This is a genomic window from Lentzea sp. NBRC 105346 (assembly GCF_030269605.1).
Taxonomy (GTDB): Bacteria; Actinomycetota; Actinomycetes; order Mycobacteriales; family Pseudonocardiaceae; genus Lentzea.
Map to the genome: position 1 here is coordinate 24,224 of NZ_BSTQ01000018.1, position 15,893 is coordinate 40,116.

The following is a 15,893-nucleotide window of genomic DNA, read 5'->3' on the forward strand; positions in this document are numbered from 1 at the left end:
CCGGAACGTAAGACTCGCGCGGACTCCGGCGACCGGGTGTGATCTGGAGCATGGTCATCGCGACTGACTGGGTGCGGTTGCTCGTCATCTGCGCGTTCTTCACCGCCGCGGCCGGCGGCGTCGCCTGGTGGGCGCGCCTCGCCACCCCGAAACCGTTCGTCACCGCGGCCCTCCGAGCCGTCCTGCAGCTGGCGGCGGTGAGCGCGGTGATCACCGTCGTCCTCACGCGACTTCCGCTGACCGCCGCGTTCCTGGTCCTCATGGCCGGCGTAGCCACGGCGACGAGTGCGGCACGCACGAAGACCGGCCGGAAGGGCATCTGGGTGGCGGCGGCCATCCTCGCGGGCACGGTCCCGGCGATCACGGCACTGACAGCCAGCGGCCTGGTCCCGATGAAGGGCATCGCGCTGATCCCGATCGGGGGAATTCTGATCGGCGGCGCGATGACCGCCACCACCCTCTCCACGAGGCGAGCCCTGGACACCCTGCGAGACCGTCACGGCGAGTACGAGGCGGCGCTCGCGCTGGGGTTCACCGACGCGGTGGCGACCAGGGAGCTCATCCGCAAACCGGCGGCCGAAGCGTTGCTGCCGGCGCTGGACCAGACGAGGACGGTGGGCCTCGTCACACTGCCGGGCGCGTTCGTCGGCATGCTGCTGGGCGGCGCGCCGGTGTGGCAGGCGGGCGCGTTGCAGCTGGTAGTGCTGCTCGGGCTGCTCGCCGTGGAGGTCGTGGCGGTGACGACGGTGGTCGAGCTGGTCGCACGGGGAAAGATCAGGCGGGCTTCCCAAGTAGGTGAAGTTAGGCTAACCTAAGGCATGTCGCTTCGTGGTGGGAGCGGCAGTCAGTTCGGGAACAGACGAGGCCCCGCTCCTCGGGCAGGAGCGGGGCCTCGTCGCACGTAAACGAGTTGCGCCGCGACGTACGGTCGAAGACGTGTTGACAGCAAGGAACCTGACGCTGTCGTTCGGTCCGCGGACCGTGATCTCGGAGGTCGATCTCGATGTTTCGCCCGGTGACCGCATCGGCCTGAGCGCGCCGAACGGGGTGGGCAAGTCCACGCTGCTGAAACTCCTGGCCAGTGAGCTGACGCCGGACAGCGGGACGGTCACCGCCACCGGGGCGGTCGCGTACCTCACGCAGGAAACCGAAGTGCGCCAAGGGGAATCGTTGCGCGACCACCTCGCGCGGCGCACCGGCGTCGCCAAAGCCGAGCGGTGGTTGCAGCAGGCCGCGGAGGCCATGGCGACCGGCGGCGGTGAGGACTTCGCGCAGGCGCTGGACCACTGGACTGCCGTCGGTGCGGGGGACTTCGCCGAACGGGCGGACATCGTGTGCGAGAAGCTCGGGCTCGAGGCAGACCTGCTCGACGGCCGTGAGGCGCACGAGCTCTCCGGCGGTCAGGCGGCACGGCTGCGGCTCGCGAGCGTGCTGCTCGCCAAGGCCGACGTGCTGCTGCTCGACGAGCCGACCAACGACCTCGACGGCGCCGGGCTCGACCTGCTGGAGCAGCACGTGCGTGCGTCGAAGGCGGCGATCGTGCTGGTGAGCCACGACCGGGAGTTCCTGGCACGCACCACGACCGCGATCGCCGAGTTGGACGAGTTCACCCACGGCGTCACCGTGTACAACGGCGGGTGGGACGCCTACGTCGAGGAGAAGGCGAACGCGCGGCGGCGCGCGCAGGAGGAGTACGAGACCTACGCGGCCCAGCGCGACCGGCTCACGCAGCGCTCGCGGCAGACGCGTGAGTGGTCGCGGCAAGGGGTGCGGCGCAACGCCAAGTCCGGCGAGACCGACAAGTTCATCCGGTTCTTCAACAAGCAGGGCGCCGAGAACCTGACCCGCAAAGCGTCCATTGTGGATCGCCAGCTGGACCGGCTGGAGGCCGTGGAGCAACCGCGCGAGGCGTGGGAGCTGCGGCTCAGCCTGCCGTCGGCAGGGCGGGGGAGCTCGGCCGTCTTCACGTTGCGCAAGGCCGTCGTCGAACGCGGGGACGTCCGGCTCGGGCCGGTCGACCTGACCATCGGCGCGGGCGAGCGGTGGCGCATCACCGGCCCGAACGGGTCGGGCAAGTCGACGTTGCTCGGCGCGCTGCTCGGCCGGATTCCCCTCCTCGAAGGGGAATGCACGATGGGGCCGGGCGTCGTCGTCGGCGAGGTCGACCAGCTGCGCGCGGAGTTCGCGTCGGACGAGCCGGTGCTGCGCATCGTCGCGTCGGCAACGGGGCTGCAGGACGTGGAGGTGCGCACGCTGCTCGCGAAGTTCCGCCTCGGCGCGGACGCCGTGCTGCGTCCCGCGCGCGAGCTGTCACCGGGAGAGCGCACCCGCGCCGGACTCGCGGTGCTGCAGGCGCGTGGCACGACGTGCCTCGTGCTCGACGAGCCGACCAACCACCTCGATCTGCCCGCGATCGAACAGCTCGAGCAGGCGCTGGACAGCTACGACGGCACGTTGCTGCTGGTCACCCACGACCGCAGGCTCGCCGATGCCGTCCGGGTGGATCACGAGATCAACGTGCCGGACCTGCTCACATTTCCATGAGTTAAGGGTGGAAGATAGGTGGCATGACCACCGAGGACGACTGGCCCGTCGAACAGACCTGGTCGATGCGCAACACCCACTGGCATGCCTATGTGGAGCACACGTCGCTCGACCACGCCTCGCCCCGGCAGGTCCGGTTGGAACGCACCCCCGAGGAGGTGCTCACCAGCCCGGCCGAGGTCGCCGCGTGGCTCGAGGTGAACCTGCGCAGCGCCACCCGCCCGGAGGAGACCGGCAAGAAGCGCGTCAAGGACGAGCGCGACTTCACCGACTCCAACCGCGTCCACGCCTCGCTCGCCTCGCGCGGTGAGTCGATCTACACCGGCGTGAAGGGCGAGCTGACGCTGGCCGTCGAGGCGGTCACCCCGGACGAGTGCCGCATCTCGCACGACGGCGCCGACGTCGCGCCACTGAAGTCTGGACGTCGCCGCTAGATTGACTCCCCAGGGGAACCTGGGGGGTTGATCTGTCGTGGGCAGACGTCTGCTGCAAACGTTCGGCGCGCTCGCCGTCGTCGCTCTTGTCGTTGGGTTCGTGGTCTGGCAGGGGCGTGATGAGCAGCCGCCGCCGTCGGTTGCGCCCGGTGACGTCGTGCTGCAGTACGCCGATGGCTCCGAGCTCGTGCGCATTCCACCGGAGAACACTCCGGCACCGAAGAGTGCGGCGGGGTGGCTGCGCGCGCAGGTGATGGCCGAGCTGGAACTCCATACCCAGGTGACGTTCGCACAGGCCACGGCCGCGAGTGCGATCATCCGCACCACCATCGATCCGAAGCTGCAGCTCGCCGCCGCCTCTGCGGGCGCCGAGGCGATGCGCGGCCTGCCGAACCTCCGGCACTCCGTGACGGCGATCGACCCGGCGAGCGGATCGATCCGCGCGTACTGGCCGGGCGACGACGTCGACTACGCCCGCGGGGTGCTGCGGACGCCGGGCTCGGCGTTCACGCCGATCGTGCTCGCCGCCGCGCTGCGGAGCGGCAAGGCACTGGACACGACATTCGACTGCCGTTCTCCACGCACGATCGGCGCGGTGCAGATCAGGAACCAGGAGCCGGTCGCGCCGCGGTGCACGCTGCGCGAGGCGGCGGAGAGGTCGGTCAACACCGCGATGTACGACCTGGTGGCCAACGACCTCGGCGGACCGAAGGTCGCCGATCTCGCGAAGCGGATCGGAATCCCGGAGACGGTCGAGATCGACGGCTGGATCACGAAGTTGCTGGCGGGTAAGGACGCTGCCGGGCCTGACGCCACCATCGCCCTCGGCGTCGGCGACGCCCAGCTCCGGCCGTTCGACCTGGCCGCCGCGTACTCGACCTTCGCCGCGGACGGCGTGCGGCACCGGCCGCACTTCATCGCCGACGTCCGCGACAGGTCCGGCACGGTGCTCTATCAAGCGGTCGACGACGCGAAACCCGCGATCAGCAAGGAGATCGCCGGTCAGGTGACCGATCTGCTGAAGTCGATCCCGGCCTGTGCGGCCAAGGCCGCGTGCAAGCCGGGCGAAGCCGGGCACCCGGTGAGCGCCGGCGACTACTCCGACGCCTGGATGATCGGCTACACGCCCGCACTCGCCGTCTCGGTGTGGGTCGGCACCGACAAGGGGTCGACGCTGCTGCGGGATGCGAACAACGAGCCGGTCACCGGCACCGGACTCCCGGCGACGATCTGGAAGACCTTCCTCGCCAAGGCGTAGACGGCACGTCTGCAGGTACTACCGACGGGGGTATCGGTAGTACTTGCAGACGTCGGCTCAGCCCACGGGCCAGGTGTGCACCGGCTCGCCGGCGTGCATCAACTCCATGTACCCCTTGAGCATGCCCGCCAGCGCGGCGTCGCGGTCCGCGCCGCGTTCCTCCAGCAGGGCAACGGTTTCGCGTTGCCACGACGAGCCGGTGCGGCGCGCGAGGCAGCGCTGTTCGATCACGCCCAGGTAGCGCTCGCGGACGTCGTCGGAGACGCCGCAGTCACGCAGGCCGTCGTGGGCCATCGGCAGCAGCCTGCGCAGCACCAGTTCGTCCGGCGGGATCCAGCCGATGCCCGGCCAGTACAGCTGGGCGTTCATACCGTGCCGGGCGCCGGTGTAGAGGTTCTCCTCGGCCGCCTGGAACGACATCTGCGTCCATAGTGGACGCTCCTGTGACGTCAACGCCCGTTGTGCGCCATAGAAGAAGGCCGCGTTGGCCAGCATGTCGACCACGGTCGGGCCGGCGGGCAGGACGCGGTTCTCGACCCGCAGGTGCGGCACGCCGTCGACGACGTCGTACACCGGGCGGTTCCAGCGCCAGATCGTGCCGTTGTGCAGGCGCAGCTCGGAAAGTCGTGGTGTGCCACCGGCTTCGAGCACCGTCACCGGGTCCTCGTCGTCGGTCTCCGGCAGCAGGGCCTGGAAGTACCGGGAGTTCTCCTCGAAGAGGTCGAAGATCGACGTGATCCAGCGTTCACCGAACCAGACGCGAGGGCGCACGCCCTGGTTCTTCAGTTCGTCGGGACGGGTGTCGGTCGCCTGCATGAACAACGGGATGCGCGTCTCGTGCCACAACGCCTTGCCCAGCAGGAAAGCCGAGTTCGCCGCGATCGCCACCTGCACGCCCGCGAGGCACTGCGCGGCGTTCCAGTGGTCCGCGAAGTCCGCGGGCTTGACCTGCAGGTGCAGCTGCAGTGAGGTGCAGGCCGCCTCGGGCAGGATCGACTCCGCGTAGCTCAGCAACTTCTCCGGGCCGTGCCCCGGCATCGGGGCGCCCTCCATGTTCAGCACCATCTCCTCGCCGCGGGCGGCGAAGATCTGGTCGTTCAGCAGCGAGTAGCGCGAGCTCTGCGAGAGCCACTTCTTGTCGAAGTGCTTCTCCCGCAACGTCGGCAGCACGCCGATCGCGACGAGGTTCGCGCCGACGTCGTTCGCCTTGCTGTCAGCGGCGTCGAGCGATGTGCGCAGGTCCTCCTCGAGTCCGACGACTTCGTCACCGGCCAGCTCACGCGGTGGCACGTTCAGTTCGAGGTTCTGCTGACCCAGTTCGAGTGTGTACGACGGGTCGTTGATCTTCTCCAGGACCTCGGCGTTGGCCATCGCGGGCCGCATGGCGTCGTCGACGAGATTCAGCTCGATTTCCAACCCCATCTGTTGGCGGGGAAAGGAAAAAGTGTCTTCTGCCAGCATGGTCGCCAGAGCATCCAGGCACCTTTGCATCTTGGTGCGATAACGCTGGCGATCCTCCCTGGTGAACGTGCGGCTGGACAGTTCGCTTCCCATGCCGCTACCCCTTCGGTCGGCGCCGGTAGGCGCGGGCCAGGCGGAAGCTCAAACGTGACACAGCGGTAACGTCGTTTCCATCGTCCAAATCGGTGCTCTCTGTCACATGGGGGTAACAACCAGCGATCATGTGCTGGTCGTGGCTTCGGCGTTCCGCCCTCCGGACTACCCGTGCGTGTTTCCACTTCAGCGGGGGTGCGAAACTTCCGCGGTGGCGGACGTGACCGAGATCAACGACGCGGCGGATCCCCGCCTCGACGACTTCCGCGACCTTTCGACCGCGGACCGCCGTCCGGACCGGCCGGGTGGGCGTGGTCTGGTCATCGCCGAGGGCGTCGTCGTGGTCGAACGGCTCCTCGCCTCGCCGTATCCCGTGCGCGGTCTGCTCGGTGTCCGGCGCCGGATTGAGGCTCTTGACCTCGAAAAACTCGACGTGCCCGCCTATGTTACGTCCGCCGAGGTGATGGCGGAGGTGGTCGGTTTCCACCTCAACCGCGGGGTGCTCGCGGCCGCCGACCGGGCGCCCCAGCCGTCGCTGGACGAACTCGCGTCGAACGCGCGCAGGCTCGCCGTGCTGGAGGGTGTCGGCGACCACGAGAACCTGGGATCGTTGTTCCGCAACGCCGCCGCGCTCGGCATCGACGGCGTCGTGCTCGGACCCGGTTGCAGCGATCCGCTGTATCGACGCAGTGTCCGCGTGTCCATGGGACACGTACTGCGCGTGCCGTTCGCTAGCACGGATCAGTGGCCCGCAGGGCTGAACCTGTTGCGACAAAAGGGTTTTACCGTTGCAGCCCTCACCCCGCGCGCGTCGGCCGCGGGGCTCGCCGACGCGGGCCTGCGCGGCAAGCGCGTCGCGGTGTTGCTCGGATCCGAAGGGCCGGGCCTGACCGACGAGGCCATCGAGGCGGCCGATCTCGCGGTGCGAATCCCGATGGCGGACGGCGTCGACTCGCTCAACGTCGCGACCGCGGGCGCCATTGCCTTCTACGCGTTGCTCTGAGTTCGATACTTTTGGGCTCTTGAGGTCACCCCGAGGAGGGTTCGTGGAGTTGCGTGTCCGGGACGGCCGCGCTGTGCTCGCCGGTCAGGACGACACCGGCGAGCGCGAGGTCGACCCGCACAGCCTGCCGCTCGGCTCCGAACTCGCGGACGCCCTGCACGAGTGGGCCAAGGTCGCGGACGCGGTCGTCCGCACCGAAACCCCGGCGGACGGCGTCGCGACGGCGCTGGTGACCAGACGCGGGCGCCAGCTCGCCGGCCGGCTGGCCGCGGTCATGGGCACCTCGGTCGCCTTCGCGGACCCCGTTACGGGCGAGCTGGTCAGCGTGGACGCGCCCCCGGTCGCCGCGCCGCCGGTCGAGGTCACCCCGGAACCGACCCCGTGGGCCACGGGCCTCACCGTCAGCATCATCACCGCCGCGATCGTCACGGTGACCGTCGTGTCGCTGTCCCTCGGCCTGGGCGAGACGTCGCGCTGGCTCGCGGTCATCGCGAACGTCCTGGTCGTCGGCGGCCTGGCGCCCTCGGTGTGGCTGGGCCGCAGCACGCCCGTGTGGCGCTGGGTGGCCTACGGCGTCGTGACGGGCATCGGCGTCGCGTGGTTCGCGCTGATCCTCACGCTCCTCTGAACGCCTCCGCGGCCCGCTCGAAGTAGTCGAACAGCACCTTCTGCTGTTCGCCGTCGTAGCTCTGGATCACCCCGGCGACCCGCTGCCGCGCGGGTTCCAGCGCGGCGTCCAGCTCCTTGGGCTTGCCGACCTGCTCGACGATCACCTTCCGCCGGTCACCGGGGTCCGGCACCCTGCGCACGTATCCGGCCTGCTCGAGCCGGTCGATGAGCCGCGTCGTGGGCCCGGTCGTCAGCCCCGTGTGCTTCGACAGCTCGCCGGGCGTCATCGGCCCTTCGAGGTCGAGCACGCTCAACGCGTACAGGTCCGTAGCGCCGAGCCCGCACTCCCGTGCTGCCGCCAGCCCGCTCAGCATCACCGCACCCATGTACCGCCGGTAGACCTCGGCCGGTGTTGACATGGCCCCACCCTCTCCGTAATCTCTTCCTCAGAGAAGATAAATCTTCTAGGAAGCAACTTCTTGCTTGAAGATACCACTGATGGGGGTTGGACATGAACGACATCGCGGCGATCAAGGACCTGCTCGACCGGCACCGCGCGGCGTGGGACGCCGGCGACGGGGACGTCTATGCGGCGTCCTGGACGGCCGACGGGACCTACACGACCTGGCTGGGGTCGGCCTACCGGGGGCGGGAGGACATCGGGCGGTCGCACCAGGCGCTGTTCGACAGCTTCCTCAAGGGCACCGTCATGACGCTGCAGGTGCAGGACATCCAGTTCTACGGCTCCGACACGGCCGTGGTCACGAGCCTGGGCGACGTTGGGAAGAAGGTTGTGGGCAAGCCGTCCAAGGTGCAGACGTACACCGTGGTGCGGCAGGACGGCGAGTGGCTGATCGCGGCTTTCCAGAACACGAAGCGGGCAGCGTTGCGCGAGGCGATCTCGTTCAAGCTGCAACCGGCGACGAAGCCGCGTGGCTGAAGTGGTTGTCTCAACTGCAACGGCATCCGTTTAACAACGAGGAACCGTCGGCGTGCTTGTTGAAGGGATCCGGTACATGGGGACGCACGGTGGCGTTGTGTTAAAGTGAGAGCGGTCAAACTAAAATAAGCCCGCTCGGAGATGTTGATGTCAGACGTCAACGGCGATCGCGCGGGGCGGTTCGTCCGGCAGCCTCAAGGTTACCGGGCGTTCATCCCCGCCGACCTGCCGCCGCAGCCGCCGATCATCTTCGACGCGGATCTGGTCAACCTGCTCGGAGCGGCCACGACAGCCTTGGGCCGCCTCGACGGGCTCGCTCGGATGCTGCCCAATCCCGATCTCTTCGTCGCGATGTACGTACGTCGCGAAGCGGTCCTGTCGTCGCAGATCGAGGGCACGCAAAGCACGCTCGACGACGTTCTGACCTACGAGATCAATCCCGACGCCGATCACCTTCCGGGCGACGTCGAAGAGGTCGTCAACTACGTCGACGCCATGAAGTACGGCCTCACACGTCTCGAGTCGTTTCCACTCTGCCTGAGGCTGCTCAGGGAGATCCACGGCATGCTGCTGCGGAACACTCGGGGCGGCGAGAAGATGCCGGGCGAGTTCAGGGTCACTCAGAACTGGATCGGCGCCCCAGGGCCACGTGGTCTTGACGACGCCACGTTCGTCCCGCCGCCACCTCATGAGATGGGCCAGGCGCTCGACAACTTCGAGAGGTTTCTGCACCACAGCGAGCCGCTGCACCCGTTGATCGCCTGCGGCATCGCACATGCGCAGTTCGAGACCATCCACCCGTTTCTGGACGGAAACGGGCGAGTCGGCCGGCTTCTCGTCACGTTCCTGCTGTGTCACGCCGGGGTTGTCAGGCAGCCCTTGCTGTATCTGAGTCACTATCTCAAGCTGCACCGCGCCGAGTACTACGACCGCCTCACGGCCGTCCGCAGGAGTGGGGATTGGGAGGGCTGGCTCCGTTTCTTCCTGCAGGGAGTGGCCTTCGTCGCGGCAGAGGCCGAGGAGACCGCGGGCAGGATCGTCGAGCTGCGCGAACATGTTCGGAAGGAAGTGTCCGACGCGGGCATGCCGGCCTCGACGTTCACCCTCATCGACAAGCTGTTCTACCAGCCGTTGATCAATGTCAACATCGCGGCGGAGTCGCTGGGCAGCTCCTTCGTCACCGCCAACAACATGATCAACCGCCTTTGTGAGCTCGGTGTACTGGTCGAGGTGACGGGTGGAAAACGCAACCGGCGTTTCCGGTTCGACCGCTACCTGGCTTTGTTCGAGTACAGCGGGGAGTTCGTTGATCCGTCGGAGGCGGAGCAGACGCAGAACTAGTCGCTGACCCGACGTCGCGTTCGCGCCACATCCCCAATGGCGCGAACGCGACCGTCTGGCCTTACGCGAGCGAGTCGCGCCAGGCTGTGTGCAGGGCCGCGAAGCGGCCGCGTTCCCCGATGAGCTCCTCCGGCGAACCGTCCTCGACGACCCGGCCACCGTCGAGCACCAGCACGCGGTCGGCGATCAGGACCGTCGACAGGCGGTGCGCGATGATGAACGCCGTCCGGTCGGCCAGCACGGTCTCGAGCGCCGACTGCACCGCGCGCTCCGTCGGGACGTCCAGGCTGGACGTCGCCTCGTCGAGCACCAGCACCGCCGGGTCCGCCAGGAAGGCCCGCGCGAAGGCGACCATCTGGCGTTGACCGGCCGACAGCCGGCCGCCGCGCTTGCGCACGTCGGTGTCGTAACCGTCGGGCAGCGCCGCGATGAACTCGTGCGCGCCGACCTCCGCCGCGGCGGACTCGATCTCGGCGCGCGTGGCGCCGGGACGGCCGAGGCCGATGTTGTCCGCGACCGAGCCGGAGAACAGGAAGTTCTCCTGCGTCACCATCACGACCGCGCGGCGCAGTTCGTCGTCGGCCACCGAGCGCAGGTCGACGCCGTCCAGCGACACCACGCCGGACGTGGGGTCGTAGAACCGCGCGACCAGCTTCGCCAGCGTCGTCTTGCCCGCACCGGTCGCGCCGACGAGCGCCACGGTCTCGCCCGCGGGCACGTGCAGCGAGAACGACGGCAGCACGACGCGGGTGTCCGCGGTGTAGCGGAACTCCACGTCGGAGAACCGCACCTCACCACGCGCGTGGCGCAGCGGCACCGGGGACGCCGGCGGCGGCACCGATGGCTGCTCCTCCAGCAGGCCGGAGATCTTCTCCAGCGCCGCGGAGGCCGACGAGTACGAGTTCGCGAACATCGCCAGCTCGTCGAACGGGTCGTAGAACCGCAGCACATAGAGCGTGAACGCGGCCAGCACGCCCAGTTCCATCGAGCCGTCCGCGACCCGCCACGCGCCCCACGCGAGCACGATCGCCAGCGACACGTTGCCGATCGTGCGGATCGTCGCGATGAACACGGCCATCACGCTCAGCGCGTCGGTGTTCGCGTCGCGGAACTGGGCGTTTAGCCGGGACATGATCTGCGTGTTGCGGGGCTGGCGCCGGAACGCCTGCACCGCGCGGATGCCGTTCATCGTCTCGACGTACTGCACGATGATCTTCGCGATCGCCCCGCGCGTGCCGCGGTAGGCGAGGATCGAGCGGCGGCGGAACCAGCGCCACATGAAGTACACCGGCACGAAGCCCGCCACCACGACCGTCGCCAGCGGCAGGTCCAGCCACAGCAGCACGATCGTGATGCCGATCAGCGACAGGCCCGCGTTGAACAGGCTGTCGAGGCCCTCCTCCACCAGGTCCTGCAACGAGTCCACGTCCGAGGTGAGCCGTGCGATGACCTTGCCGGACGTGTACTTCTCGTGGAAGCCGACCGACAGGCGCTGGGCGTGGCGGAAGATCCGCTGCCGCAGCTCCAGCAGGATGTCCTGGCCGATCCGCCCGGACAGCCGCAGGAACGAGTACCGCAGCACCGTCGTCAGCACCGCGCACACCGCGTACCCGGCCACGCACCACAGCAGGACCGAGTAGTCGCCGCGGGTGGCGGCCGGGATGCCGCGGTCGATCGTCGCCGCGATCAGCAACGGGAACGCGAGCACCGCGATGTTGCCGCACAGCACGGACAACACCGCGAGCGCCGCCTTGCCCACGTGCGGGCGGATCAGCTCGCCGAGCAGCTTGCGTGAGCGCGCCTGGAGCTTCACTCCGACGGCGTGCTCGACGTGTTCGATCTCCTCGGCGGCGACGCCGCGCCACGCCTCTTCCTCGTGTTCGACAACAGGTGTGGTCACGACGCCACCTCCTCTTCAATCAACTCTTCATCCATAGTGGACAAAAGCCTGCGGTATTCCTCGTTGTGCTCCAACAGGTTCCGGTGCGTGCCGACCGCGGCGATCCGCCCGTCGACCAGCATCGCGACCCGGTCGGCCAGCTGGACCGTGGACGGCCGGTGCGCGACGACCAGCGCCGTCACGTCCCGCAGCACGCGCCGCAGCGCCGCCTCGACCTCGGCCTCGGTGTGCACGTCCAGCGCGGACAACGGGTCGTCCAGCACCAGCACCGCCGGCCTGCCGACGACCGCGCGGGCCAGCGCCAGCCGCTGCCGCTGACCGCCGGACAGGGACAGGCCCTGCTCACCGATCCGCGTGTCGAGCGCCCACGGCAGGGCCTCGACGAACTCCTCGGCCTTCGCCACGCGCAACGCCTCGCGCACCCGCTCCTCACCGGCGTCGGGCGCGCCCAGCGCCACGTTCTCCGTGACGCTCGCGGAGAACAGCACCGGTTCCTCGAACGCGGTGCCGACCACGCGGCGCAGGTCGTCCAGCGACAGGTCGCGCACGTCGACGCCGTCGATCGTCACGCGGCCGCCGGACACGTCCGCCAGCCGTGGCACGAGCGCGGTGAGCGTCGTCTTGCCCGAGCCGGTCGCGCCGACCAGCGCCACCGTCTCGCCAGGCCGGATGTCCAGGTCGACACCGCGTAGCACGTCGCGTCCGTCGCCGAACGAGAACCGCACGCCCTCGAACCGCACGTGCCCGGTCACCTTGTCCGGCAACGACTTCGGCGTCTCCGGGGACGTGATCGTCACCGGCTCGTCGAGCACCTCCCAGTACCGCTCGACTGCCGACGCCGTCTGGTTCGTCTCCGCGAGCAGCCAGCCGATCGAGTCGATCGGCCAGCGCAGGTAGGCGCTTACCGTGACCGCGGCGACGAGTGTGCCGACGGTCATCGTGCTTTGCGCGATGCTGACCGAGCCGACCGCGAGCTGACCCGCGATGCTCAGTTCGGGCAACGCGATCAGCACCGCCCACAGCGACGCCAGGATCCGCACCTTCGACAGTTCGGTACCGCGCAGCTCCCGAGCCTGCGCGGCGAACTTCTTCGCCAGCTCGGGGCCGCGCCCGAACGCCTTCAGCACCCGGATCCCGAGCACCGACTCCTCGACCGTCGTCGTCAGGTCGCCCGCCTGGTCCTGCGCCCGCCGCGCGACGACCTTGAACCGCGTCTCGAACAGGTACGAGATCACGATCAGCGGCGCCGCGCAGGCCAGCGCGACGAGGAACAGCCGCGGTGACAGCACCGCCAGGATGGTCATGCCGATCACGACCACCAGCGAGTTCACCACGATGAACACCACGCCGAACGCCACCCAGCGGCGCACGGTCACCAGGTCGTTCGTCGCGCGGGACAGCAGCTGCCCCGACTGCCACCGGTCGTGGAACGAGACGGGAAGTCGTTGCAGGTGGTGGTACATGTCCGCCCGCATGCGCGCCTCGACCTCGGCGGCCGGCCGCGCCACGAGCTTGCGGCGGATGTAGAACAAGAGCGCCTCGCCGATGCCGAGCACGAGCACCCCGGCGATCAGCAGCGGCAGCCGGTCGGTCTCCTTGGAGGTGATAGGTCCGTCGATGATGCGCTGCGTCACGAGCGGGATGGTGATCCCGCACAGCATCGCGGTGATGGTGGCCGCGAACACGACAGCGAGCCGCGCGCGGACGGGCCGCACATACGGCCACAACCTGCGCAGCGTTTTGAGTGTCGAGTTGCCTTGCTCGCTCACGCCGAGATCCCCTCTGGTCCTCACGACTGTAGGAAGGACCACCGACAGTCGGCATCCGGTTTTCTGCCGGTGCGAGCGTCTCGGCTCGACTTAACTAGAGGTCAAGCGCAGTATGAGGAACATGACGACGCGCTACATGCGCACCGAACAGACCATGGCGTTCCCGCACGGCCGCCTGCTCGCCGCGCGCGACGGCCGCGTGTTCGTGCTCGCCCCGGACGGCTGGGATCCGCTGGGCGGGTCGGACCCGCGGCACGCTTCGACGTTGTCGCGCGAGGAGGCGGAGGACTGGTGTGAGCGTGAGGGGTGGGACCTGAACCTGCTCGACGCGCTACCGGCCGACTGACCGCTTGAACGTGAACAGGCCGACGAGCCCGTAGGCGACGGCGGCGAGCAGGGCTTCGGCGTGGTGCCGGTTGGCGAACAGGTTCAGGAACGGCTCGTGGACCTTGAAGTAGAGGCCGAGGCCGAGGAGTACCGGCCCGAGCAGGATGATCGGCCACACCGGACGCACGCCGAACACGCGCAGCAGCGGTCCGGCCAGCACCAGGCTGAGCACCAGCGCCAGCGGCAGGCCGACCAGCACGAGCACCAGGAACGCCGACATGGACGTGTTGTCCAGCCACGACTTGAGCCAGCCGGATTCGTAAGCCCACGTCCAGCCGAGCACGAGGCCCGCGCCGACGACCATTGACAGCACGACGCGGGTGAGCAGCCGGCGTCCGGTCCTACCCGCGGAGACTGGCGTCCTCTCGGTCACGCCGATCACCGTAACGAGCGGTCGCCCACGCGGCCAAGCCACCCGCGATCGCACCGATCAAGAGCCGGTCCAGGTAGAGCGGCAACGGCAGCGAGAACCGCACGAGCCCGTTCCACCCCAGCGCCGTCCAGCCGGCGAGCAGCAGGATCGAGAGCACGACGACCAGCCACGCCGGGCGAACCCCGATCTTGCGCAACGCCACGCCCGCCACCACGGACATCAGCACCATCGCCACCGGCAGCGCCAGCAGGTACCAGCCGAGGCAGCCCCATCCCTCGAGATCGCAGAAGCCGAGCACCACAAGACCGGGTGCGATCACCGCCAGCCAGTAAGCCAGCGCGATGACACCGGCACTCACCAGAACCCTGACCCCCATGGGGCGATGATCGTCGACCGGGCCGCCGTGCGTCATGAGTAGGACTACCCGAACAGCGCGACCAGTGCGAACGAGGCCGCGAACACCACCGGCGCGAGGAACGGGTAGCCGGTCGCGAGCACGACCATCGCCAGCACGGCGATCGCGGTCGCCAGCAGCGCCTGCAGCCACGGCTTGCGGAACTCCAGCGAACGCAGGGCGTACCAGGACAGAAGAAACGCCACGACCGTGAACACCGGGACGGCGATCACGGCCGTGCCGAGGCAGCCGAAGTTGTCGTACGTGCAGACAACTCCGGCTGCGATCAGCTCGAACAGTCCCCACCAGGCAAGACCCAGCAGGGCGCCGATTCCGGCTGCCAAGGGGAGTCGACGACCCACCACAGCGTCACCTGTTCGAGCGGACGCCCAGTAAAACGTCTTCCCACGATGGCACGATGGGGTGGTTCTTCTTCCCCCGCTTCGGAGGGTCCTTGCGGACCGGCTTCTCGGCGGCGGGCTCCGGCTTCGGCGCCGGCTGCTTGGCAGCCGGCTTCGGGGCAGGAGCGGGTGCGGGCTCTGGTTCCGGCTCGGGTTCGGCCGCAACAGGAGCCGCAACGGGAGCCGCAACGGGAGCCGGAGCGGGCTCCGGCTCGGGCAGCGTCTGCTGAACCGGCTCGGCCGCGACCGGAGGGGGAGCGGGAGCCGTGGCAACCGCGACCGGAGCGGGCTCGAGCTCCAGCGCCTGCCGCGCCAGCTGCGTCACCGGACGCACCGTCCGCAACGTGCGGTTCGGCTGCGGGTCCATGAGGTCCACGGCCGCGTCGTCCAGCGCCGTCACGGTGCCGCCCTGCGCGCCGGGGTGGAACGCCCAGTGCGCACGGTTGTCCGATCGGCCCGCCTGCCAGTGCAGCTGCACGACCCACCGGCCGTCCTCGCCACGCCACGAGTCCCACGACACGTCGGTGTACTCCTGGCCGCGCAGGCCGAAGGAATGCGCCACGACCTCGCCCAGCGTCTGCACGTCCGGACCGTCCTCACGGACCGGGTGCGCGCGCTGCGCGAGCTCGGCGGTACGGGACCGCTCCAGCAGAACCGGGTAGGCGAAGCGCTCGACGCGGTGCGCGGGCAGGCCCGAAGCCGCCGAGACCTGCTCGATCGACTCACCGGCCCGGATGCGCGCCTGGATCTCACGCGGCCGCATCTGGGACTCGACCTCGATCTCGATCTGGCCGAGCCGGGTCAGGTCACCGCGCGCCGCGGCACGCAGGCGCTCGTCCGCGGGGAGCTCAAAACGCTCGCCGCGGTTCTCGGGGTCCTCGAGGATGACGGACTTGCCGTCCTCGCTGAGCCCGATGACTCGCAGCGCTCGCATCATGGCCTCCCGGTAATTGCACCTCGCCAGCGGATCACGTTAGGACAACGAG

At 69.0% G+C, this 15,893-nt stretch carries 17 protein-coding genes; 9 read left to right on the plus strand and 8 right to left on the minus strand.

The genetic code is table 11. The features are described from left to right. The first annotated feature begins 50 nt into the window (after positions 1-50). The 4 genes from QSK35_RS32360 (at position 51) to QSK35_RS32375 (ending at position 4,236) form a co-directional block, all read left to right on the plus strand. A complete protein-coding gene (locus tag QSK35_RS32360; protein ID WP_285751444.1) occupies positions 51-815 on the plus strand; it encodes an ABC transporter permease in 765 nt (254 codons plus the stop codon). Between the two features lie 121 nt (positions 816-936). Continuing rightward, positions 937-2,544, plus strand: coding sequence for an ABC-F family ATP-binding cassette domain-containing protein (locus tag QSK35_RS32365; protein ID WP_285751445.1), 1,608 nt, complete (start codon positions 937-939; stop codon positions 2,542-2,544). Positions 2,545-2,567: 23 nt separating this feature from the next. Next, positions 2,568-2,978, plus strand: coding sequence for a hypothetical protein (locus QSK35_RS32370; protein ID WP_285751446.1), 411 nt, complete (start codon positions 2,568-2,570; stop codon positions 2,976-2,978). A gap of 37 nt (positions 2,979-3,015) precedes the next feature. Further along, complete coding sequence (locus QSK35_RS32375) at positions 3,016-4,236, plus strand: penicillin-binding transpeptidase domain-containing protein (RefSeq protein ID WP_285751447.1); 1,221 nt, start codon at positions 3,016-3,018, stop codon at positions 4,234-4,236. A gap of 57 nt (positions 4,237-4,293) precedes the next feature. Here the strand turns inward: QSK35_RS32375 and QSK35_RS32380 are convergent, their stop codons facing one another. Beyond that, entirely contained in the window at positions 4,294-5,790 is a 1,497-nt protein-coding gene (locus QSK35_RS32380) for a glutamate-cysteine ligase family protein (protein WP_285751448.1), read from the minus strand. 211 nt (positions 5,791-6,001) lie between these two features. Here QSK35_RS32380 and QSK35_RS32385 point away from each other — a divergent pair, with 211 nt between their 5' ends. After that, a complete protein-coding gene (locus tag QSK35_RS32385; protein WP_285751449.1) occupies positions 6,002-6,793 on the plus strand; it encodes a TrmH family RNA methyltransferase in 792 nt (263 codons plus the stop codon). Between the two features lie 43 nt (positions 6,794-6,836). Then, on the plus strand, positions 6,837-7,421 hold the full coding sequence (locus QSK35_RS32390; RefSeq protein WP_285751450.1) for a DUF2537 domain-containing protein: 585 nt from the start codon (positions 6,837-6,839) through the stop codon (positions 7,419-7,421). Here QSK35_RS32390 and QSK35_RS32395 read toward each other — a convergent pair. Next, positions 7,408-7,821, minus strand: a complete 414-nt coding sequence (locus QSK35_RS32395; RefSeq protein WP_285751451.1) for a MarR family winged helix-turn-helix transcriptional regulator — start codon at positions 7,819-7,821, stop codon at positions 7,408-7,410. The two genes, QSK35_RS32390 and QSK35_RS32395, sit on opposite strands and share 14 nt — an antisense overlap. Before the next feature lie 92 nt (positions 7,822-7,913). Here QSK35_RS32395 and QSK35_RS32400 point away from each other — a divergent pair, with 92 nt between their 5' ends. Together QSK35_RS32400 and QSK35_RS32405 are read left to right on the plus strand one after the other, a co-directional pair. After that, a complete protein-coding gene (locus tag QSK35_RS32400) occupies positions 7,914-8,342 on the plus strand; it encodes an SgcJ/EcaC family oxidoreductase (RefSeq protein ID WP_285751452.1) in 429 nt (142 codons plus the stop codon). Positions 8,343-8,489: 147 nt separating this feature from the next. Continuing rightward, complete coding sequence (locus QSK35_RS32405; RefSeq protein WP_285751453.1) at positions 8,490-9,683, plus strand: Fic family protein; 1,194 nt, start codon at positions 8,490-8,492, stop codon at positions 9,681-9,683. Between the two features lie 61 nt (positions 9,684-9,744). Here the strand turns inward: QSK35_RS32405 and QSK35_RS32410 are convergent, their stop codons facing one another. After that, positions 9,745-11,583 (minus strand): ABC transporter ATP-binding protein, encoded by a 1,839-nt coding sequence (locus QSK35_RS32410; protein ID WP_285751454.1) that lies wholly within the window; start codon positions 11,581-11,583, stop codon positions 9,745-9,747. Next, on the minus strand, positions 11,580-13,352 hold the full coding sequence (locus QSK35_RS32415; RefSeq protein WP_285751455.1) for an ABC transporter ATP-binding protein: 1,773 nt from the start codon (positions 13,350-13,352) through the stop codon (positions 11,580-11,582). Before QSK35_RS32415 ends, QSK35_RS32410 begins: the two co-directional genes overlap by 4 nt. A 121-nt stretch (positions 13,353-13,473) precedes the next feature. Between QSK35_RS32415 and QSK35_RS32420 the strand changes: the two genes are divergently transcribed. Next, a complete protein-coding gene (locus tag QSK35_RS32420) occupies positions 13,474-13,698 on the plus strand; it encodes a hypothetical protein (RefSeq protein WP_285751456.1) in 225 nt (74 codons plus the stop codon). Here the strand turns inward: QSK35_RS32420 and QSK35_RS32425 are convergent. The 4 genes from QSK35_RS32425 to sepH are packed head-to-tail and all read right to left on the minus strand — an operon-like array spanning position 13,684 to position 15,841. Then, positions 13,684-14,112 carry a hypothetical protein gene (locus QSK35_RS32425; RefSeq protein WP_285751457.1) on the minus strand — a complete coding sequence of 143 codons (429 nt, stop codon included), beginning with the start codon at positions 14,110-14,112 and terminating at the stop codon, positions 13,684-13,686. The genes QSK35_RS32420 and QSK35_RS32425 overlap by 15 nt on opposite strands. After that, entirely contained in the window at positions 14,081-14,488 is a 408-nt protein-coding gene (locus tag QSK35_RS32430) for a hypothetical protein (RefSeq protein WP_285751458.1), read from the minus strand. The genes QSK35_RS32425 and QSK35_RS32430 overlap by 32 nt, the downstream gene beginning before the upstream one ends. Positions 14,489-14,532: 44 nt before the next feature. Next, positions 14,533-14,868 (minus strand): hypothetical protein, encoded by a 336-nt coding sequence (locus tag QSK35_RS32435; protein WP_285751459.1) that lies wholly within the window; start codon positions 14,866-14,868, stop codon positions 14,533-14,535. 7 nt (positions 14,869-14,875) lie between these two features. Beyond that, positions 14,876-15,841: a septation protein SepH gene (gene sepH, locus QSK35_RS32440; protein WP_285751461.1), complete on the minus strand. Its 966-nt coding sequence runs from the start codon at positions 15,839-15,841 to the stop codon at positions 14,876-14,878. Between the last annotated feature and the right edge of the window lie 52 nt (positions 15,842-15,893).